The following is a 20,172-nucleotide window of genomic DNA, read 5'->3' as shown; positions in this document are numbered from 1 at the left end:
CGCGCGGGTGCTACCCGCGCGGCGCCAGCGCCTCCCAGCGCACGGTGACCTCGCCCTGGCGCCGCCGCCGTGGGTCACCGGCCAGCGGCCAGTCCGCCGCGAGGGACGCCACCGCGGCCCGCCACCGCTGCCGCGCACCGAGCGCGCCCAGCGGGGCGGCGGCCGCCCAGGCCCGGTCGAAGTCGCGCAGGAAGGCGTGCACCGGCTCGCCCGGCACATTGCGGTGTATCAGCGCCTTGGGGAGGCGTTCGGCCAGGTCGGAGGGGGTTTCCAGGGTGCCGAGCCGGGCCGCGAAGGTGACCGTGCGGGGCCCTTCGGGGCCCAGCGCCACCCATACGTGCCGGCGCCCTATCTCGTCGCAGGTGCCCTCGACCAGCAGCCCGCCGGGGGCCAGCCGCGCGCACAGCCGCCGCCAGACGGCGGCCACCTCGTCCTCGTCGTACTGCCGCAGCACGTTCGCGGCCCGTATCAGGAGCGGCGCCCGCCCCCGGTCGCCGGGCAGCGGCACCTCGAAGCCGCCGTGCAGGAAGTCCAGCCCCGGCTTCTCGTACGGGCGGGCGGCCGCCACCCGCGCCGGGTCGATCTCTATGCCGACGACCCGGGCGTCGGGGCGCACCGTGCGCAGCCGGCCCAGCAGCTCGACCGCGGTCCAGGGCGCGGCGCCGTAGCCGAGGTCGACCGCGACCGGGTCGGCCGAGCGGCGCAGCGCGGCGCCGTGTTCCGCGGCGATCCAGCGGTCCATCCGGCGCAGCCGGTTGGGGTTGGTGGTCCCGCGGGTCGCGCTGCCGACGGGCCGGGTCGGCGCGGGGTGAGCGGGGGCGGGGCGGCGGGGCATGGCTTCGAGAGTATGGGGAGCCGGGGACCTCCTTGCCCCGCGGTCACGTGCGATCGGTCACGTGCACCGAACGGTCACACTTTGGCAAAGTGCGACGATGGGCCGCCGGACGGAAATGGATGGCCCTGATGTGTTGTTGCAGCAGGTCGGTGGCGTGCCGCCGCGCCCCGGCTAGGAGGTAGCTCGACGTGAGCCCATATGTGTCCCGGCTCCGCAGCCGTCCCCATGGGCCGTTCCCGGGACCGTCGCGGCTGCGTCTGCCCGGTGGCGCGCGCCGTCCGCGCCGGGTGGCGATGCTCAGCGTCCACACCTCCCCGCTGCACCAGCCCGGCACCGGCGACGCCGGCGGCATGAACGTCTACATCGTCGAGCTCGCCAAGAAGCTCGCCTCGATCAACATCGAGGTGGAGATCTTCACCCGCGCCACCACCGGCACCCTCCCGCCCGCGGTCGACCTCGCCCCCGGCGTCCTCGTCCGCCATGTCGACGCCGGCCCGTACGAGGGCCTGGCCAAGGAGGACCTGCCCGCCCAGCTGTGCGCCTTCACCCACGGCGTGATGCAGGCCTGGGCCGGCCAGCGCCCCGGCTACTACGACCTGGTCCACTCCCACTACTGGCTCTCCGGCCACGTCGGCTGGCTGGCCGCCGAGCGCTGGGGCGTCCCGCTGGTGCACGCCATGCACACCATGGCCAAGGTCAAGAACGCCGCCCTGGCCGTCGGCGACACCCCCGAGCCGGCCGCCCGGGTCATCGGCGAGACCCAGGTCGTCCGGGCCGCCGACCGCCTGATAGCCAACACCGACGAGGAGGCCGACGAGCTGATCCGGCATTACGACGCCGACCGCGGCCGGGTCGCGGTCGTCCACCCCGGCGTCAACCTCGACCGCTTCCGGCCGACGAGCGACGGCATCGCCGAGAGCCGGGCCGCCGCCCGCGCCCGCCTCGGCCTCCCCCAGGACGCGGTCATCCCGCTCTTCGCCGGCCGCATACAACCCCTCAAGGCCCCCGACATCCTGCTGCGCGCGACCGCCGCCCTGCTGGCCGAGGACCCCTCGCTGCGCTCCCGGCTCGTCGTCCCGGTCGTCGGCGGCCCCAGCGGCAGCGGCCTGGCCAAGCCCGAGGGGCTGCAGAAGCTCGCCGCCCGGCTCGGCATCGCCGACCTCGTGCGGTTCCGCCCGCCGGTCGGCCAGGAACAGCTCGCCGACTGGTACCGCGCCGCCTCCGTCCTGGTCATGCCCTCGTACAGCGAGTCCTTCGGACTGGTCGCCATCGAGGCCCAGGCGTGCGGCACCCCGGTCATCGCCGCCGCGGTCGGCGGGCTGCCGGTGGCCGTCCGCGACGGCGTCAGCGGCTTCCTCGTCTCCGGCCACGACCCCGCCGACTACGCCCGCGCCCTGCAGCGCTTCCTCCGGGACCCGGACCTCGCCACCCGCATGGGCGCCGACGCCGCCCGGCACGCCCAGTCCTTCGGCTGGGACACCGCCGCCGCGGCCACCGGCGACGTCTACACCGCGGCCATGCAGGAGCGGCGGCGTCACCTACGATCGGCCCATGGCTGACGACCTGCCCCAGGCTGACGACGCACGACCGGCGGACGACGTACGCCCCGTTGCGGACGTACGCCCCGCGGACGCACGACGGGTGATCGAGACGGCGCTGGCCGACGCCGGCCTGGACTGGGAGTCCCCGTCCGACGGCGCTTACGTCGTCAAGCTCCCCGGGACCCGCAAGCTGTCGACGACCTGCTCCCTCCTCGTCGGCCGGCACTCCCTCTCCGTCAACGCCTTCGTCGTCCGCCGCCCCGACGAGAACCACGAGGCCGTGCACCGGTGGCTCCTGGAGCGCAACACCCGCCTCTACGGCGTGAGTTACGCGATCGACAAGCTCGGTGACATCTACCTCGTCGGCAAGCTGCCGCTCGTCGCGGTCACCCCGGACGAGCTGGACCGCATCCTCGGCACCGTCCTCGAAAACGCCGACGGCAGCTTCAACACCCTCCTCGAAATGGGCTTCGCCACCGCGATCCGCAAGGAGTACGCGTGGCGGGTCTCGCGGGGAGAGCCGACGCGGAACTTGGATGCGTTCACGCATCTCACGCGGGAGCGTTGAGCCCCACGTACCCGTCTCTCCCGCCGCGGGGCTCGCTCGCCGTTGCGCTTTGCGGCGCGCCGCACGTGGCTGTCTGCTGCGCCGCGGGGGTCGCTCACCGTTGCGCCTGCGGCGGGCTGGGTTTGTGGTGGGTGCGGTGACTGGCCTGCGGGGCCTTGTTCGTGGACTGCTGGCGCTTTACGTCCACGAACAAGGCCCCTCCGGCCCGTCCCCTCCCGTTGGGGGAGTGTGCGGGTGAGTGGGGGCGCGCGTTGTTGAGCGAGCATCTGGTGGCGTGGGGTTTTGGGAATGCGTTGCCCGGCCCGGTTGGTTGTGGCCCCGCAGGGGGCGCTCGTAACCCTTACGGGTTCTGTTCGAGCATCCCGTAGGGGTAGCAAGGTCCCCTTGCATGCCTCAACGCCCGCCCCCACGCACCGCATTCCTTCTCCCTCAACGGGAGGGGACGGGCCGGAGGGGCCGGTTGTGTGGACGTAAAGCGTCAGCAGTCCACACAACCGGCCCCGGAGGCCCGTCACCGCACCCACCACAAACCCAGCCCGCCGCAGGCGCAACGGCGAGAAACAACCGCGGCGGGACAGACAGGTACGTGGGCCATTGCCGGAACGGCAACAAAGCTTGCCGGTGCGCCCCAGTCCGCCGCATCGTCGGGCTCGTGGGCGGCTGACCCCACACGACCCGGAGGGACGGAAGCGATGAGTGGCGACAACCACGGGCACCACCACGGCCACAATCTCGGCCACGGCGACGACTTCGACTGGGCCGCGATGGCCGATCTGCTGGAGCTGGAGGGCGAGATCCACAGCCCCTATGTGCGCCAGGCGTTCGAGGAGCTGAAGCAGCTGAGCCCGCGCCGCGTACTGGACATCGGCAGCGGCCCGGGGGTCGCCGCCTGCCGGCTCGCGGCGCTGTTCCCGCAGGCCGAGGTCACCGCGGTGGACGGCACGCCCGAGCTGCTGGTCCGCGCGCGGGAGCGGGCCGAGCGGCTCGGGGTGCCGCTGCGGACCGAGGTCGCCGAATTCCCGGCCGGCCTCGCCGACCTGGGGCCGGCGGACCTGGTGTGGTCCGCTCAGGTCGTGCACCACGTCGGCGACCAGCAGGACGCCCTGAACCGGCTGGCCCGACTGCTCACCCCCGGCGGTGTCCTCGCCATCGTCGAGGGCGGTCTGCCGCCCCGCTGGCTGCCGCGCGACCTGGGTTTCGGCCGCCCCGGCCTGCAGGAACGCCTCGACGGTGCGACCGCGCTCCGCTTCGGCCGGATGCGGGACGAACTGCCCGGCTCGGTGGCGGTGGTCGAGGACTGGCCGGGCATGCTGCGGGCCGCGGGGCTCACCGGCGCCCGGAGCCGGACCTTCCTCGTGGACCGTCCGGCCCCGCTGGCGGACGGCACCCGGCAGTTCGTACGGCGGTCCCTGGAGCGCTGCCGGGACACCCTCGCCGACCACCTGGACGCCGAGGACCTCGCGACCCTGGACCGGCTCCTCGACCCCGCCGACCCGGCGGGCGTCGACCGGCGCCCGGACCTGTTCCTGCTGACGGCGAAGACCGTGCATTACGCGTCGTCGCCGGAGTGAGCTGACGGGAAGAGGCGCTGCCCGGCCGGTCCCCCGTGGCCGGCCGGGCAGCTGAGGTGCGCTCACGGTACGAACCGCACCTCCGGGTGGCGCGCCGACGGCCGGTCCAGCAGACCGCCGTCGCCCCGTCCGCGCAGCCACCGGTCGAAGAAGGCCGAGACGTACGCCCGCTGGGCCGCGACCGCCCGGGCCGGCCGCACCGCCCCGATCATCTTCGCCACCTCGGCCGGGGACAGCCCCACCTGCCGGGCGACCTGCGGGATCAGCGTCTCCGCGTCCGTGTACGTCGCGTGCCGGCTGCCGCGCAGCGTCAGGTCCCGCAGCCAGGCGCCGCCCCTGCCCCGGCTGTGTTCCCAGACCGCGCCCCAGGAGGCCACCGTGTGGTGGGTGTCGCCGTCCATGCCCATCAGCAGCAACGGCCGGTCGACGCCGTCCCGGCCGACCGTCGACGGGTTCGACGGGTCGTCGTCCCGCTGGGTGTAGCCCATCACCCCGTCCAGGTTCGCCGCGGCCCGGATCCGCCGGTCGTCGTGCATCGTCTGCGCGGCGGTGAACCCGCCGGCCGACTGCCCGAACATCCCCACGGCGCCCAGGTCCAGCCCCCCGCGCAGCCCGCGCGGCAGCGGGGAGTCGTCCCCCCGCCGGCCCAACTCGTCGAGCACGAACCGGGTGTCGGCCACCCGCACCGCGCTGACCTTCCGCAGCAGTTCCGTCATCCGCCCGGCCTTCTTCGCCTTGGCCGCCTCCGCCAGCATCACACTGCGGGCCATCCGACCGCCCGGGAACTCCACCGCCGGCGCCTCGTAGGTGTGGTCGACGGTGACCACCACATAGCCGCGGGAGGCCAGTTCGTCGCAGAGCGTGCTGCCGAACCCGCGCGGATCGCCGGCGCCGGGGGAGTAGAGCACCACCGGCAGCCGCTGCCCGGGCCGCCGCGCCGCCACCGGCGCCCCCGTGTGCGCGGCGGTCCGGGTGGCCTGCCAGGCGACCTTCCCCGGCGGTATGTGCTCCGAGAAGCTGTTCATCCGGTCGAACGCGGCCGCCTCACGCGGCGTCAGCTGAGCGGCACGCGGATATCGCCCGGCCCCCGCGCCGGCCGGATACCGAACGCTGACCATCACTTCCCGGTACCGGTGCCCCGGCGTCCCGCCACCCCACGGATCGCGCCGCTGACGGTCGATCAGGTGCAGGGCCACCGTGCCGACCTGCTGCCGACCGGTGGGCGCGGGAAGGGTCATGGGCGCGGTGGAACGACTTCCGCCGGCGCCGGCGGAACGGGCCGCCGCCGTCGGTGGCGCCTCCCCCGGGGCCGTCCCGGCCACCGCGGCCGCCCCTCCGGCCACCAGTGCCCCACCCATCACCAGCACGCCGACCGCCGTGCCCCACCGCGCCACCCGTCGCTCCGCACCCGCGCCCATGCCCCACTCCCCGTCCGTTCCGCCGGATCATCCGTACGCCCGGACCGCTCGCCGGCCCGCCCGTACACACCACCAGCGTCCCGAAAGGTCCCGCCCGGCTCGACCGTGCAGCCACGTCTCTTGGGGGTGGGGCTACCACGAACCTCGCGTGGCCAAAGGCCCGGCGCGCCTCGTCGCCCGGCGCCGGGTCACGGCACCTCGCAGCGCACCAGCGCGCGGGCGAACGGCTCGCCGGTGGCCTTGGCGTAGGCCAAGCGCGCGCGTACTTCGGCGAGGGTGCGGGGGCGGTAACCGGGGCCGCCGCAACAGCTCTTGTGGAACCGGACGCCGGCGTTCAGCAGCACCGAGAGCACCCGCCAGCCCGCGGTGTCACGGCGCTTCGGCGGTGCGAACGCGGAACCGACGTGGATCAACGGCTGTGCGCAGCGCGGACAGCGGCGTTCGTGGTCGCCTGGATACGGCTGCTTGTAGGAGGCCCGGCAGGGGAGGCAGACGTACGACGTCTTGGACCGGGTCATGGCTTCGGCGTGCAACATGGCCGCGACGCTAGCCCCGGAGGGCCAGGAGGAGCGACGGATTTCCGGCGCACCGGCCCGCCGTTACGCGACCTGTTCCCCCGTCGCCGGAGCCGCGGCCGGTGCGGTGGTCGAGGCGGAAGCAGGAGTGGGGGGAGCGGAAGCGGGAGAGGAAGAGGAAGTGCTGGTCGTGGCCGCTTGGGCCGGGAGGCTCCGTAGCAGCAGGCCGTAGCCCAGGGCAGCCACCGTGCCGACCACCGCGCAGCCGGCCCAGAGGGTGTCCGCGCCGTAGTGGTCGATGACCGTGCCGCCGATCAGGGGGGCGGTCAGGGAGGCGACGGACCAGGACAGGGCGTACATGCCCTGGTAGCGGCCGCGGCCGTGTACGGGGGAGAGGCGCACCACCAGGCCCATCTGGGTGGGGGAGTTGATGATCTCGCCGAGCGTCCAGACGGCGACCGCGAGCGCGTACATGGCGACCGAGCCGGCCAGCGCGGTCAGTCCGAAGCCGTAGCCGGCGAGCAGTGCCGAGCCGATGAGCAGCGTCGCGGGGCTGCGGTGCTCGATGAAACGGGTCACCGGGATCTGGAGGAGGACGATCAGGATGCCGTTGACCGCGATGACGGCGCCGAAGTCCGCGCTGGAGAAGCCGTCCCGGCCCATCGAGACCGGCATGGAGACGTAGGCCTGCTGGAAGAGCAGGGCCAGCAGGAGGTTGAGGCCGACGACGGTCATGAAGCGGCCGTCGCGCAGCACGGTCAGCATGGAGACCGGTGCGGCGGACGCGCCCTGACCGGCGGGGTCCTGCGGGCCGGCCGGGGTGTCGGCCGTGGGCCGGGACTCGGGGAGCTTGACGAAGACCACCAGCGCGCAGGTCAGCACGAGCGCCGACTCGCCCAGGAAGAGGGCCAGATAGCCGTGCTGTGCGATGAGGCCGGCGGCGGTGGAGGAGACGGCGAAACCGAGGTTGATGGCCCAGTAGTTGAGCGAGAAGGCGCGCACCCGGTCCTCGGGGGCGACGATGTCGGCCATCATCGCCTGGACGGCGGGGCGGGAGGCGTTGGTCGCCATACCGACGACGCCGGCCACCACCGCGATGGCGACCGGGTCCTCCATGAAGCCGAGCACCGCCACGGACACCGACGTCGACAGCTGCGCGATCAGCATCGTGGGCCGCCGCCCGAGCCGGTCGGTCAGCACCCCCGCGCCCACGGAGGAGATCACCCCGCCGAGCCCGTAGAGCGCGCCGACCAGGCCCGCGTACGAGGCGGAGTAGCCGCGCTCGACGGTGAGGTAGAGGGCCAGGAACGTCGCGACGAACGCGCCCAGCCGGTTGATCAGGGTGCTGGTCCATAGCCACCAGAACTGCCGGGGCAGCCCGGAGACGCTGTCGACGGCGGCTCGCCGGAGGGCGGACCACCGGCCCGGGCGGGACGCGTGGGGTGGAGTGGGCGTGGGCATGACAGTGATCCCCCGAGTGGTGTGCGGCGACGCGTCGCGTGGTGGGTGCGAGGCGGTCGGCGTCCGGCTCATCGCCGGATATGTAAGTGGTGCCGACCGCATGCGCAACCTACATACCGCCACGCCCCGGCCACCAGTCATTTGACGAAAAGCGTCAAACGTCACGCGGAAGACCAGGTCCTGGACCCGGGCAAGGCGGTATCCGGATTTCGATTACGCTCGACGGCATGGCCGACGCACCGTACAAGCTGATCCTGCTCCGCCACGGCGAGAGTGAGTGGAACGCGAAGAACCTGTTCACCGGCTGGGTGGACGTCAACCTCAACGAGAAGGGCGAGAAGGAGGCGGTCCGCGGCGGAGAGCTGCTGACCGAGGCCGGCCTGCTCCCCGACGTCGTGCACACCTCCCTCCAGAAGCGCGCCATCCGCACCGCGCAGCTGGCCCTGGAGGCCGCCGACCGCCACTGGATCCCCGTGCACCGTTCGTGGCGCCTGAACGAGCGCCACTACGGCGCGCTGCAGGGCAAGGACAAGGCACAGACCCTGGCCGAGTTCGGCGAGGAGCAGTTCATGCTCTGGCGCCGCTCGTACGACACCCCGCCGCCGGCGCTCGCCAACGACGCCGAGTTCTCGCAGTTCGACGACCCCCGCTACGCCACGCTCCCGCCGGAGCTGCGCCCGCAGACCGAGTGCCTCAAGGACGTCGTCGTCCGCATGCTGCCGTACTGGTTCGACGGCATCGTCCCGGACCTGCTCGCCGGTAAGACGGTCCTGGTCGCCGCCCACGGCAACAGCCTGCGCGCCCTGGTCAAGCACCTCGACGGCATCTCCGACGCGGACATCGCCGGCCTGAACATCCCCACCGGCATCCCCCTCTCCTACGAGCTGGACGCCGACTTCCGCCCGGTCACCCCCGGCGGCACCTACCTCGACCCGGAGGCCGCCAAGGCCGCCATCGAGGCCGTGAAGAACCAGGGCAAGAAGAAGTAAGCCCACACGATCAAGCCCCCTGCCTGCGGTTTTCCCGCGGGTGGGGGGCTTGTTCGCGTACGGGGGTACGGGGGCGTCGTCAGACGCGCTCGCCCGGCAGGTGGCGGGGGACGGTGACCAGGCCGTAGATGACCAGCAGGGACATGGCCATCACGAAGATCGACCAGTACGGGAACGCCGACAGGAAGATCAGCTGGCCGACGAGGCAGGCGGAGGCCAGCACGATGCCGGTGATCCGCGCGGCCCGCGCCCCCAGGAAGACGCCCAGGCTCGCCAGGACCTGCGCGACGCCGATGACGATCCACACCCAGCCCCAGACGGCGAAGTTGAAGATCAGCAGGCGGTTGCCGTGATTGGCGGTCGTGGAGTAGTAGCCGCGGTCGAGCAGGGCGACGAAGCCGGTGATGAGGTCGAACAGGCCGCTCAGCATCAGCAGGATGCCGGCGAACGCGACCCAGTGGGACCGTTCGGCGGGCGGTACGCGACGGGTTTCCGGCGCGGGCTGACGCGACTCCATGTACCCCATCCCGCCGGGCGGAGGGCGGCGGCGCAACCGGCGGCGAGCCGTTGGGGCGAGGCCCGGGCGGCGCCCCGGGGGACGTCCGGGGCGTGCGGGGGCAGCATGGAAGGGAGGGAAGGGGGTCGGGGGAGGGGCGGGCGGTAGGCATCCGCGACGGGAAGGATGAGAGCGATGCCCAAGTTCATGGACATCCATCGCAACATGAAGGGCCTCACGGCCGATCAGCTCAGAGAGGCGCACCAGGCGGACCTCGACATCCAGGGCGAGGAGGGCGTGACGTTCGAGCACGCCTGGGCCGACACCGACTCCGGTGAGGTGTTCTGTCTGTCGGAGGCGCCCTCGGCCGAGGCCGTCCAGCGCATCCACGAGCGCGCCGGACACAAGGCGGACGAGGTCCACCGACTGACGCTCAGTGTGTGACCCGCACCACGGGCCCCGGCCGGTATCGCTGCCGGCCGGGGCCCGGGTGGCGCCGTGCTGTCGTGATGAGGGGCTGTCGTGACGGGCCGCTAGCAGCCGCCGCCGCACTGGCAGGGGCCGCCCGACTGGCAGCCGCAGCTACAGCCGGAACCGCAGCTGCACCCGGCGAGCAGCGGGAGCTGCGGACGGTCGCCGGCCGTCGGGGTGTGCGGGGACGCGGGGTTCGGAGAGTCCGCCATGAGTGCCATGCATTGCCTCCTAGGGTCACCTGACGCCATTGCATGCCCGCGCGCCGAGGCGCGTCAACGGCGCGTGGAGGCACACCGCAACGGCGCACGGTGGCGCGCGGGCAGACCTACCGGGCGGACCGCGGGCCTATGCGGCCCCGGCCGGCCCGGCAGCTCCCCGCGCCCGACCGGCGTCACGGACTACGCGCCCTCGACCGGCGTCGCCGGGGCGATCTCGTCGGCGTGCTCACCGGTGACGAGGTAGACCACCCGCTTGGCGACGGACACCGCGTGGTCCGCGAAGCGCTCGTAGTAGCGGCCGAGCAGGGTCACGTCCACGGCCGTCTCGATGCCGTGCTTCCAGCGGTCGTCCATCAGGTGCTGGAAGAGCGCGCGGTGCAGCAGGTCCATCGCGTCGTCGTCCTGCTCCAGCTGGAGCGCCAGGTCGACGTCCTTGGTGATGATGACCTCGGCCGCCTTCGCCATCAGGCGCTGCGCCAGCTGCCCCATCTCCAGGATGGTGGCGTGCAGATCGCGCGGCACGGCCGTCTCCGGGAAGCGCAGCCGGGCCAGCTTGGCCACGTGCTGGGCCAGGTCGCCGGAGCGCTCCAGGTCGGCGCTCATCCGCAGCGAGGTGACGACGATCCGCAGGTCGGTGGCGACCGGCTGCTGCCGCGCCAGCAGGGCGATCGCCCGGGCCTCCAGGTCGCGCTGGAGGTCGTCGACCTTCTCGTCGCCGGCGATGACGTGCTCGGCCAGCTTCAGGTCCGCGTCGAGTATCGCCGTGGTGGCGCGCCCGATCGCGGAGCCGACGAGCCGGGCCATTTCGACCAGGCCCTCGCCGATCGAATCCAGCTCCTCGTGGTACGCGTCCCGCATCTGTGTCCTTCTCTCGCGTCGAGTGTCGTGTGTCGCGTGGGGTGGGGGGAGTGCGGCGGTGGGTCCCGGCGGTGGTCCGGTGTCCACGCTCTCACGGTCCGTGTCCGCGCGGGTACGCTCCCCGGGCGGCACCGGCCCGTCACCCGGACCGCACCCTCACCCTGCGGCCGGATCGCGACCTGCGGTCCCACCGGGGGTGAACCGCCGCCGACGCCAAGGTGAACTCTGGGCGACCGGCCACCGCCTCCGGGGCGGCCGCCCGCCCGGCGCCGGCATCCGGAGTGAACCCGCGCGGACGCCACGGTGAACTCTGGGCGACGGCTGCTGGAGCAGCGGCTCGCGAGGCTGGGGGAGTGTCGGACCCGGCACATACTCTGGAGTCATGAACGTGGATGCGGCCGTCGCCGCAGTGGCAGCGATCGCCGGGTTGTGCACCGGTGTCTTCGCCATGCTGGCGTTCCGCTGGAGCGAGCGCGACCAGGCCAAGCCCACCCGCTCCTCGCTCCACACGGACGCGGTGCTGCCGCCCGGCGTCGACACCGTCCTGTCGGTGCTCCGCTCCTCCGCCGTGGTCCTCGACGAGGCCGACGCGGTCGTCAAGGCCAGCTCCGCGGCGTATGCGCTCGGGCTGGTCCGCGGCGGCAAGCTCGCCGTCGAGCCGATGATGCAGATGGCCCGGGACACCCGCAGGGACGGCGAGATACGCCAGGTCGAGCTGGACCTCCCACGCCGGGGCACCGGCCGCGGCGAGGCGCTCGCGGTCTCCGCCCGGGTCGCCCCGCTCGGCTCCCGGCTCGTCCTGCTGCTGGTCGAGGACCTCACCGAGGCCCGCCGCATAGAGGCGGTCCGCCGGGACTTCGTCGCCAACGTCAGCCATGAGCTCAAGACGCCGGTCGGCGCCCTGTCGCTGCTCTCCGAGGCCGTGATGGACGCCAGCGACGACCCCGAGGCGGTCACCCGGTTCGCCGGCCGGATGCAGAACGAGGCCACCCGCCTGACCAACCTCGTCCAAGAGCTGATCGACCTCTCCCGGGTCCAGAACGACGACCCGCTGGAGGACGCCGAGCCGGTCCGCGTCGACGAGCTCGTCGCCGAGGCGATCGACCGCTGCCGCCAGCAGGCCGGCGCCAAGCAGATCACCATGGCCACCGGAGGAACCGCCGAGCTGAGCGTCTGGGGCAACCGCGGCCAGCTCGCCGCGGCCCTGGGCAACCTCGTCGAGAACGCCGTCAACTACTCCCCGGCCCGCACCCGCGTCGGGATCGCCGGCCGGCGGATCTCCGCGCCCGGTGGCGACCTGATCGAGATCGCCGTGACCGACCAGGGCATCGGGATATCCGAACGGGACCGGGACCGCATCTTCGAGCGGTTCTACCGCGTGGACCCGGCGCGCTCCCGCGCCACCGGCGGGACCGGCCTCGGCCTCGCCATCGTCAAGCACGTGGCCGCCTCGCACGGCGGGGAGGTCACGGTGTGGAGCGCTGAGGGACAGGGCTCCACCTTCACCCTGCGTCTCCCGGAAGCCGGGGCCGTACGCGACCGCGAACGGCCCGACGACCTCTCCGCGGAGGGCCTCGACGACGAGGACCGCCCGTACGAGACCTTCAACGATCCGCTCCCTGCCCACCCAGCCCCGGAGGTCCTTCCGTGACCCGAGTGCTCGTCGTCGAGGACGAGGAATCGTTCAGCGATGCACTGTCGTACATGCTCCGCAAGGAGGGCTTCGAGGTAGCCATCGCGGCTACGGGCCCTGACGGACTCGACGAGTTCGAACGCAACGGCGCCGATCTCGTCCTGCTGGACCTGATGCTGCCGGGCCTGCCCGGCACCGAGGTCTGCCGCCAGCTGCGCGGCCGCTCCAACGTCCCGGTCATCATGGTGACCGCCAAGGACAGCGAGATCGACAAGGTCGTCGGCCTGGAGATAGGAGCCGACGACTACGTCACCAAGCCCTTCTCCTCCCGCGAACTGGTCGCCCGCATCCGCGCCGTGCTGCGCCGCCGAGGCGAGCCGGAGGAGGTCGCCCCGCAGGCCCTGGAGGCCGGCCCGGTCCGGATGGACGTGGACCGCCACGTCGTCACGGTCTCCGGCGGCAAGGTCGACCTCCCCCTGAAGGAGTTCGACCTCCTGGAGATGCTGCTGCGCAACGCGGGCCGGGTGCTGACCCGCATGCAGCTGATCGACCGGGTCTGGGGCGCCGACTACGTGGGCGACACCAAGACCCTCGACGTGCACGTCAAGCGCCTGCGGGCCAAGATCGAGCCCGACCCGGGCGCGCCGCGCTACCTCGTCACGGTGCGCGGGCTGGGCTACAAGTTCGAGCCGTAAAGACACCCTCTCGGGGGCGCCGGTGACCGCCGCACGCAGGTGCGCGCGCGGCGGCGTGCCGGAGTACGCGTCAGGGGCGCCCATCCGGGGGGATGGACGCCCCTGACGCGTTGTCCGGGCCCCCGTAAGGGCCGTGGCTCAGTGCGCGCCGTGCACCGAGGCCGACGGCTTGGGGGAGAGGGAGCTCGCTCCGGCCTTGGGCTTGCCGGACTCCGACGGCGAGGCCGACTCGGACGGCGAGGCAGAGCCGGACGGCTGCGGCACCACGGCCGGTCCGTAGCCCTGGAAGTAGCTCTTCGCCGGGACGACGTACGCGCCCAGCTTCACCTTGCCGGCGGAGCTGAAGCTGAACGTCAGCGGCTGGAGGTTGCCGTCCTGGACGGCCTCCCGGCCGCTGGCGAGCACAGCCGAGGCGTTGCCCTGGCCGCCGATCACGACGGAACCCCCGGCGGGCACGGTGATCGCGCCCGCGGAGCCGCCGGCCGGCGTCAGCTTGGCCGACTGGCCGGTGCCGTTGACGGAGATGGCGGTCAGCTTCTGGTCCTTCGCGCCGTTGTTGAAGACCGTCGCGGTGACCACGGCCGGGCCCTTGGCGTTCAGGTCGGGCTGGGTGACCACGGAGGCGTTCTGGATCTTGATGTCGCCCGCGGAGGTCGCGGCGTTGTCCGGCTTGACCTGCAGCGTCTGGGCGTCGTTCCCGGCCCCGCAGGCGGACAGCGAGGCGATCGAGAGCGAAAGGACGGTGGCGGCGAGGACGCCGCGTCGAAGGCTGCGGCTCACGGCGGCGGCATCTCCTTGACGAGCTACGGCGGCCGAACGTTCGTGCCCGGTCGCGGATGGACGGCTGGGGCGGGCCTGCGTACGCGTCATGACGACGGGTACGTAAAGCCGCCCTAAGGGTGTGTCAGCGCCGCTAGGTTACCGAGCCGTCCCCGCGCCGCCGCACCCGACCCGCCCCCAGCGGGATCACGGGCCCCCGGCCCGCGCGCGGCCCGGGCGAAGCCGGCCGTGGATCGGGGCCCCGGCCGGCGAAGGGGCGGGATTCTGCAGCCGCCCGAGCGGAAACACCCGCGCGGGCGCGGAACACCCGGCGACAACCGCGATGAAGGGACACCGACAACACGTCGGAATATCCCGGGCGGCCGTTCGGGTGCCGGCCCGCCGAATCCGCGCCACTTTCCCCGGCCGAAAAGGAGTATTCGAAGGGAATGTGAAGGCCCCGCGGAATTGATCACACTGTTCGGCCGCCGGGCGGTGATCAATTCGGGAATCGGTCGGGAGAGGCCCCGAGCAGCCGAACGGAGTAGCGGAACTCGCTCATGCGGATCCGTGCAAAACGGTACTTTCGACCTGCCGATCAAGGGCTCCCAGGTGTGTGACGGGCACGTTTCCGCCCACCCGAGAAGCCCCTCCGACCTGCGAATTCCCGCGTCCAGGACCCCCTCGAAGCACGTTCCGGTCACTGTTGTCAAGCCCCGAGATATGCCCTGACCTGCGAAAACGCCATTCAGAACGGTCCGTTCCCGTGTTAGCATGGATAGCCACGGAAGGGGTACCTGTCACATGACGTTCAAGGTTGGCGACACCGTGGTCTATCCCCATCACGGGGCCGCGCTGATCGAGGCCATCGAAACTCGCCAGATCAAAGGCGTGGACAAGACCTACTTGGTGCTGAAGGTCGCCCAGGGCGACTTGACTGTTCGTGTGCCAGCGGACAATGCGGAGTTCGTCGGCGTACGCGACGTGGTTGGTCAGGACGGGCTGGACCGGGTCTTCGAGGTGCTGCGCGCACCGTATGCCGAAGAGCCCACGAACTGGTCCCGTCGCTACAAGGCAAATCTTGAGAAGCTCGCTTCCGGCGACGTGATCAAGGTCGCCGAGGTTGTGCGTGACCTGTGGCGGCGCGAGCGGGAGCGCGGACTCTCCGCAGGTGAGAAGCGGATGCTCGCCAAGGCTCGCCAGATCCTGGTGAGCGAGCTCGCCCTCGCCGAGAACACCAACGAAGACAAGGCCGAGGCCCTGCTCGACGAGGTCCTCGCGTCCTGACGACGCTGTCCGGCGCCCCGCCGACGCAGCGACGAGCGACGTAGCAATGCCGCGGTGCCCGAGTGACGACCGTCCCCTGTGGAGGGTCTGTTGCCGGGCGCTGCGGCATATCTGGCGGTGAATGCCGACGGTGAAAGCCGGCTGTGAAGAGCGCGCTGTGAAGATCACGCCATGACGGACCGGCGGTGAAACGGGGCCGGACCGTGAAAGGGCGGGCTGCCGACGGGACGCCGGGCCCACCAGGTGTGCCGGGCCCGGGATCTGCCCCGACCGATGTCACGGAAGGGTCCGGTCAAGGCGTCGTACCCGGCACTCCCCCAGCTCTTACGGGCCGGGGTTCTCCCAGGCCATACCCACCCCGTCCGAGGAAACAAACCTGTCTGCCCCAATTCCGGGCTCGCCCCGGACTCCGGAGCCATCGATGTCAGATCCCACCCGCCCGATCCGCACCGCCGTGGTGATCCCGGCCGCCGGCCGCGGTGTCCGGCTCGGTCCCGGCACCCCCAAGGCGCTGCGCGCGCTGGGCGGCACCCCCATGCTGGTGCACGCCGTCCGCGCGATGGCCGCCTCCCGGGCCGTCTCCCACATCGTCGTGGTCGCCCCGTCCGACGGCGCCACCGAGGTCGACCGCCTGCTGCACGAGTACCCGCTCGCCGAGCGCACCGAGCTCGTCGTCGTCCCCGGCGGGCAGACCCGCCAGGAATCCGTACGCCTCGGCTTGGCCGCGCTGCCCGAGGGCATCGACGTGGTGCTGGTGCACGACGCGGCGCGCCCGCTGGTCCCGGTCGACACGGTCGACGCGGTGATCGCGGCGGTACGCGCCGGAGCGCCCGCCGTCGTCCCCGCCCTGCCGCTCGCCGACACCGTCAAGCAGGTCGAGCCGCAGCCCCAGGGCACCCCCGAGCCGGTCGTCGGCACCCCCGAGCGGTCGCTGCTGCGCGCCGTGCAGACCCCGCAGGGCTTCGACCTCGCGACCCTGCGCAAGGCGCACGACACCGTGGTGGAGGGCGAGGGCGCCACCGATGACGCCGGACTGGCGGAGCGGCTCGGCGTACCCGTCGTGGTCGTCCCCGGTCACGAGGAGGCGTTCAAGGTGACCCGGCCGCTGGACCTGGTCCTGGCCGAGGCCGTACTCGCCCGGAGGAGGGCCACCGATGGCTATGTCTGAGCAGATCCCCGCCGCCCCGCTCGTCCCCCTCGTGGGCATCGGCACCGACGTGCACGCCTTCGAGCAGGGCCGTGAGCTGTGGTGTGCCGGGCTCCTGTGGGACGCCGCGGAGAGCGACGGCTACGGGCTGGCCGGCCACAGCGACGGCGACGTGGCCGCGCACGCCGCCTGCGACGCGCTGTTCTCGGCGGCCGGCGTCGGCGACCTGGGCGCGCACTTCGGGACGAGCCGTCCCGAGTGGTCCGGCGCCTCCGGGGTGACCCTGCTGGCCGAGGCCGCCCGGATCGTCCGCGCCGAGGGCTTCGCCATCGGCAACGTGGCGGTGCAGGTGATCGGCGTCCGCCCGAAGGTCGGCAAGCGGCGCGACGAGGCGCAGAAGGCACTCTCGGCGGCCGTCGGCGCGCCGGTCTCGGTCTCCGGGACCACCTCGGACGGGCTGGGGCTGACCGGCCGGGCCGAGGGCCTGGCGGCGGTCGCCACGGCCATCGTCTTCCGTACTACGGCCTGATCCGGCCACGGTGTCATCGGGAAGGCACGGGTCCGATCGGCCCAACAGCGGCCGGTCGGACCGGTGGCGGCCGGCGGGAATGCCGGGCGGGGCAGGGGTGTTGAGGGAGGATCGGAGTGTTCGTGTCCCTCGGAACGGCCCGCAGGAAGGACCCCTCGTGACTGCCACCCTGTCCGACGACCTCAAGAAGCTCCTTGACACCCCGGTCTTCGTGACCGTGGCGACGATCCAGCCCGACGGCAGTCCCCAGGTCTCGCCGGTGTGGGTGAAGCGGGACGGCGACGACCTGCTGATCTCGACGACCGTCGGCCGCCGCAAGGAGGCCAACGTCCGCCGGGACCCGCGCGTCTCGGTCGTCGTCCAGCCCTTCGACGCCCCGTACACCTACGCCGAGATCCGCGGCACGGTCTCGCTGACGACCGAGGGCGGGCCGGAGCTGATCGACGAGCTGTCGCTGAAGTACACCGGCAAGCGCTATGCCGAGTTCAACCCGGAAGCGGGCAAGGACGCCCAGCGGGTGGTGGCCCGCATCACGCCGCGCAAGGTGGTCGGCAGTATCTGACGCCGCCCGTGGAGGACGGAAGCGCCCGCGGGCAGCCTCGATTTCGGGCCTTACTTCCGGCAAAACGGACGGATATGACGGTTCTGTGTCCCCGTGGCCGATCCGTCGCGGGGCACTGCCGGGTTCCGACTACCCTGGTTCCGTGACGATTCGCCTGTACGACACCAGCGCCCGGCAGATTCGCGACTTCACCCCGCTCACGCCGGGCTGCGTCTCGATCTACCTGTGTGGTGCGACCGTGCAGGCCGCCCCGCACATCGGGCACATCAGGTCGGGGCTGAACTTCGACATCATGCGCCGCTGGTTCGCCCACCGCGGCTATGACGTGACGTTCGTGCGGAACGTCACGGACATCGACGACAAGATCATCGCGAAGTCGGCGGAGCAGGGCCGCCCCTGGTGGTCGATCGGCTACGCGAACGAGGTCGCCTTCAACGAGGCGTACGACGCCCTCGGCTGCCTGCGCCCCACCTACGAACCGCGCGCCACCGGGCACATCCCCGAGATGATCGAGATGATGCGCGGCCTGATCGAGCGCGGCCACGCCTACGCCGCGGACGGCAACGTCTACTTCGACGTCACGTCCTTCCCGGAGTATCTCCAGCTCTCCAACCAGGAGTTGGACAAACTCCGCCAGCCGTCCGGCGAGGGCGAGACCGGCAAGCGCGACTCCCGCGACTTCGCCATGTGGAAGGCCGCCAAGGAGGGCGAGCCCAGCTGGGAGACGCCCTGGGGCCGCGGCCGGCCCGGCTGGCACCTGGAGTGCTCGGCGATGGCCCACAAGTACCTGGGCACCGCCTTCGACATCCACGGCGGCGGCGTCGACCTGGTCTTCCCGCACCACGAGAACGAGATCGCGCAGGCCAAGGCGTTCGGCGACGACTTCGCCCGGTACTGGACCCACAACGCCTGGGTGACCATGGGCGGCGAGAAGATGTCCAAGTCGCTGGGCAACTCCCTGCTGGTCTCCGAGATGGTCAAGCGCTGGCGCCCCATCGTGCTGCGCTACTACCTCGGCACCCCGCACTACCGCTCCATGATCGAGTACAGCGAGGACGCGCTGCGCGAGGCCGAGTCGGCGTTCGCCCGGATCGAGGGGTTCGTCCAGCGGGCCGTCGAGAAGGCCGGCGTCGTCGAGCCCGCGGCCGAGGTCCCGCCCGCCTTCGCCGAGGCGATGGACGACGACCTGGGCGTCCCGCAGGCGCTGGCGATCGTGCACACCACCGTCCGCCAGGGCAACTCCGCGCTGACCGCCGACGACAAGGAATCGACGGTGGCCCGGCTCGCCGAGCTGCGTGCGATGCTCGGCGTGCTCGGCCTGGACCCGCTCGACGAGCGCTGGTCCGGCGGCGGCACCGACCGCGGGGAGGACCTGCACGGCGTCGTCGACTCCCTCGTCCGCCTCGTCCTCGACCAGCGGCAGTCGGCCCGCGCACGCAAGGACTACGCCACCGCCGACGCCATCCGCGACCAGCTCCAGCAGTCCGGCCTGGCCATCGAGGACACCCCCGCCGGCCCGCGCTGGTCGCTGTCCTGACCCCCCGCGCGCCCGTGGGCGGCCCACCGGATTCGCCCTTCCCGGCAGACACGGGCGACACTCATTCCATACGTACGTACCCACTCCACGTCGCGAGACGTCGAGAGCAGTGAAGAAACAGGTGACCCATGGCCGGCAACAGCCAGCGCAGGAACCGCCGCACGTCCAACAAGAAGGGCGCCCAGGTCGGCAGCGGCGGTAAGCGGCGCCGGGGCCTGGAGGGCAAGGGCCCGACCCCGCCCGCCTCCGCGCGCAAGGGACACGTCAAGAACCGCGTCGCCAACGCCAAGGCGAGGCACGAATCCAAGCGCCCGGCCCCGCGCCGGGGCGGCGCCAAGGGCACCGCCGAGCTGGTCGTCGGCCGTAACCCGGTCGTCGAGGCGCTGCGCGAGGGCGTGCCCGCCACGACGCTGTACGTCCAGCAGTTCATCGACAGCGACGAGCGGGTCCGCGAGGCCCTCCAGCTCGCCACGGACCGCGGCCTGAACCTCCTGGAGGCGCCGCGCCCCGAGCTGGACCGGATGACCAACGGCCTCAACCACCAGGGCCTGGTCGCCCAGATCCCGCCGTACGACTACGCGCACCCCGAGGACCTCGCCGCGGCCGCCTTCGACGCCGGCGAGGACCCGCTGATCGTCGCGCTGGACGGGGTCACCGACCCGCGCAACCTCGGCGCGGTCGTCCGCTCCGTCTCCGCCTTCGGCGGCCACGGTGTGGTCGTGCCGGAGCGCCGGGCCGCCGGGATGACGGCCGGCGCCTGGAAGACCTCCGCGGGCACCGCCGCCCGCACCCCGGTCGCCCGGGCCACCAACCTCACCCGCGCCCTGGAGTCGTACCAGAAGGCCGGTCTGACCGTCGTCGGCCTGGCCGCGGACGGCGACACCGAGCTGCAGGACCTGGACGTCCTGGACGGCCCGGTCGTCATCGTCGTCGGCAGCGAGGGCAAGGGCCTGTCGCGGCTGGTCGGCGAGACCTGCGACCTGCGCGTGCGGATCCCGATGCCGGGCGGCGCGGAATCGCTGAACGCCGGTGTCGCGGCCGGCGTCGTGCTGTGGGAGGCGGCCCGCCGGCGCGCCTGA

General features: G+C 72.5%; 20 protein-coding genes. 13 read left to right on the top strand and 7 right to left on the bottom strand.

From position 1 onward, the window contains the following. Positions 1–10 precede the first annotated feature (10 nt). Positions 11–835 carry a class I SAM-dependent methyltransferase gene (locus ACZ7MX_RS08125; RefSeq protein WP_472130376.1) on the bottom strand — a complete coding sequence of 275 codons (825 nt, stop codon included), beginning with the start codon at positions 833–835 and terminating at the stop codon, positions 11–13. A 188-nt stretch (positions 836–1,023) separates the two neighbouring features. On the opposite strand from ACZ7MX_RS08125, the gene mshA reads away from it, so the two are divergent. The 3 genes from mshA (at position 1,024) to ACZ7MX_RS08110 (ending at position 4,515) form a co-directional block, all read left to right on the top strand. Beyond that, positions 1,024–2,394 carry a D-inositol-3-phosphate glycosyltransferase gene (gene mshA / locus ACZ7MX_RS08120; protein ID WP_472130374.1) on the top strand — a complete coding sequence of 457 codons (1,371 nt, stop codon included), beginning with the start codon at positions 1,024–1,026 and terminating at the stop codon, positions 2,392–2,394. Beyond that, a complete protein-coding gene (locus ACZ7MX_RS08115) occupies positions 2,387–2,944 on the top strand; it encodes a type III secretion system chaperone family protein (RefSeq protein ID WP_472130372.1) in 558 nt (185 codons plus the stop codon). Before mshA ends, ACZ7MX_RS08115 begins: the two co-directional genes overlap by 8 nt. Before the next feature lie 692 nt (positions 2,945–3,636). Beyond that, positions 3,637–4,515, top strand: a complete 879-nt coding sequence (locus tag ACZ7MX_RS08110; protein WP_472130370.1) for a class I SAM-dependent methyltransferase — start codon at positions 3,637–3,639, stop codon at positions 4,513–4,515. A 62-nt stretch (positions 4,516–4,577) separates the two neighbouring features. Here the strand turns inward: ACZ7MX_RS08110 and ACZ7MX_RS08105 are convergent, their stop codons facing one another. From ACZ7MX_RS08105 to ACZ7MX_RS08095, 3 genes are all read right to left on the bottom strand, one after another. Beyond that, entirely contained in the window at positions 4,578–5,933 is a 1,356-nt protein-coding gene (locus ACZ7MX_RS08105) for an alpha/beta hydrolase family protein (RefSeq protein ID WP_472130368.1), read from the bottom strand. A gap of 188 nt (positions 5,934–6,121) precedes the next feature. After that, a complete protein-coding gene (locus ACZ7MX_RS08100; protein WP_472130634.1) occupies positions 6,122–6,451 on the bottom strand; it encodes a deoxyxylulose-5-phosphate synthase in 330 nt (109 codons plus the stop codon). A gap of 81 nt (positions 6,452–6,532) precedes the next feature. Continuing rightward, positions 6,533–7,909, bottom strand: coding sequence for an MDR family MFS transporter (locus tag ACZ7MX_RS08095; RefSeq protein WP_472130366.1), 1,377 nt, complete (start codon positions 7,907–7,909; stop codon positions 6,533–6,535). Between the two features lie 227 nt (positions 7,910–8,136). On the opposite strand from ACZ7MX_RS08095, the gene ACZ7MX_RS08090 reads away from it, so the two are divergent. Further along, positions 8,137–8,898, top strand: a complete 762-nt coding sequence (locus ACZ7MX_RS08090; RefSeq protein ID WP_472130364.1) for a phosphoglyceromutase — start codon at positions 8,137–8,139, stop codon at positions 8,896–8,898. 79 nt (positions 8,899–8,977) lie between these two features. Here the strand turns inward: ACZ7MX_RS08090 and ACZ7MX_RS08085 are convergent, their stop codons facing one another. Beyond that, on the bottom strand, positions 8,978–9,415 hold the full coding sequence (locus ACZ7MX_RS08085) for a DUF7144 family membrane protein (protein WP_472130362.1): 438 nt from the start codon (positions 9,413–9,415) through the stop codon (positions 8,978–8,980). Positions 9,416–9,589: 174 nt separating this feature from the next. Between ACZ7MX_RS08085 and ACZ7MX_RS08080 the strand changes: the two genes are divergently transcribed. Continuing rightward, positions 9,590–9,838, top strand: coding sequence for an SCO4226 family nickel-binding protein (locus tag ACZ7MX_RS08080; protein ID WP_030414360.1), 249 nt, complete (start codon positions 9,590–9,592; stop codon positions 9,836–9,838). A gap of 428 nt (positions 9,839–10,266) precedes the next feature. On the opposite strand, the gene phoU is transcribed toward ACZ7MX_RS08080, so the two are convergent. Next, positions 10,267–10,944: a phosphate signaling complex protein PhoU gene (phoU, locus tag ACZ7MX_RS08075; protein WP_472130360.1), complete on the bottom strand. Its 678-nt coding sequence runs from the start codon at positions 10,942–10,944 to the stop codon at positions 10,267–10,269. Between the two features lie 382 nt (positions 10,945–11,326). On the opposite strand from phoU, the gene phoR reads away from it, so the two are divergent. Then, a complete protein-coding gene (gene phoR, locus ACZ7MX_RS08070; RefSeq protein ID WP_472130358.1) occupies positions 11,327–12,595 on the top strand; it encodes a two-component system sensor histidine kinase PhoR in 1,269 nt (422 codons plus the stop codon). A 5-nt stretch (positions 12,596–12,600) separates the two neighbouring features. After that, entirely contained in the window at positions 12,601–13,272 is a 672-nt protein-coding gene (phoP, locus tag ACZ7MX_RS08065) for a response regulator transcription factor (RefSeq protein WP_466419800.1), read from the top strand. 138 nt (positions 13,273–13,410) lie between these two features. On the opposite strand, the gene ACZ7MX_RS08060 is transcribed toward phoP, so the two are convergent. Continuing rightward, positions 13,411–14,052, bottom strand: coding sequence for a copper chaperone PCu(A)C domain-containing protein (locus tag ACZ7MX_RS08060; protein ID WP_472130356.1), 642 nt, complete (start codon positions 14,050–14,052; stop codon positions 13,411–13,413). 783 nt (positions 14,053–14,835) lie between these two features. Here ACZ7MX_RS08060 and ACZ7MX_RS08055 point away from each other — a divergent pair. From ACZ7MX_RS08055 to rlmB, 6 genes are all read left to right on the top strand, one after another. After that, entirely contained in the window at positions 14,836–15,318 is a 483-nt protein-coding gene (locus tag ACZ7MX_RS08055) for a CarD family transcriptional regulator (protein WP_003953493.1), read from the top strand. A 421-nt stretch (positions 15,319–15,739) separates the two neighbouring features. Continuing rightward, complete coding sequence (gene ispD / locus ACZ7MX_RS08050; protein ID WP_472130354.1) at positions 15,740–16,486, top strand: 2-C-methyl-D-erythritol 4-phosphate cytidylyltransferase; 747 nt, start codon at positions 15,740–15,742, stop codon at positions 16,484–16,486. Continuing rightward, the gene (gene ispF / locus ACZ7MX_RS08045) at positions 16,473–16,994 is read left to right on the top strand and encodes a 2-C-methyl-D-erythritol 2,4-cyclodiphosphate synthase (RefSeq protein WP_472130352.1); all 522 of its coding nucleotides are present in this window, start codon (positions 16,473–16,475) and stop codon (positions 16,992–16,994) included. Before ispD ends, ispF begins: the two co-directional genes overlap by 14 nt. 157 nt (positions 16,995–17,151) lie before the next feature. Then, entirely contained in the window at positions 17,152–17,556 is a 405-nt protein-coding gene (locus ACZ7MX_RS08040; protein WP_472130350.1) for a PPOX class F420-dependent oxidoreductase, read from the top strand. Positions 17,557–17,698: 142 nt separating this feature from the next. Beyond that, the gene (gene cysS, locus ACZ7MX_RS08035) at positions 17,699–19,093 is read left to right on the top strand and encodes a cysteine--tRNA ligase (RefSeq protein ID WP_472130348.1); all 1,395 of its coding nucleotides are present in this window, start codon (positions 17,699–17,701) and stop codon (positions 19,091–19,093) included. A gap of 128 nt (positions 19,094–19,221) precedes the next feature. After that, complete coding sequence (rlmB, locus tag ACZ7MX_RS08030) at positions 19,222–20,172, top strand: 23S rRNA (guanosine(2251)-2'-O)-methyltransferase RlmB (RefSeq protein ID WP_472130346.1); 951 nt, start codon at positions 19,222–19,224, stop codon at positions 20,170–20,172.

This window comes from Streptomyces sp. NPDC107765, from assembly GCF_055657085.1.
This window is presented reverse-complemented; position numbering and strand designations above follow the sequence as displayed.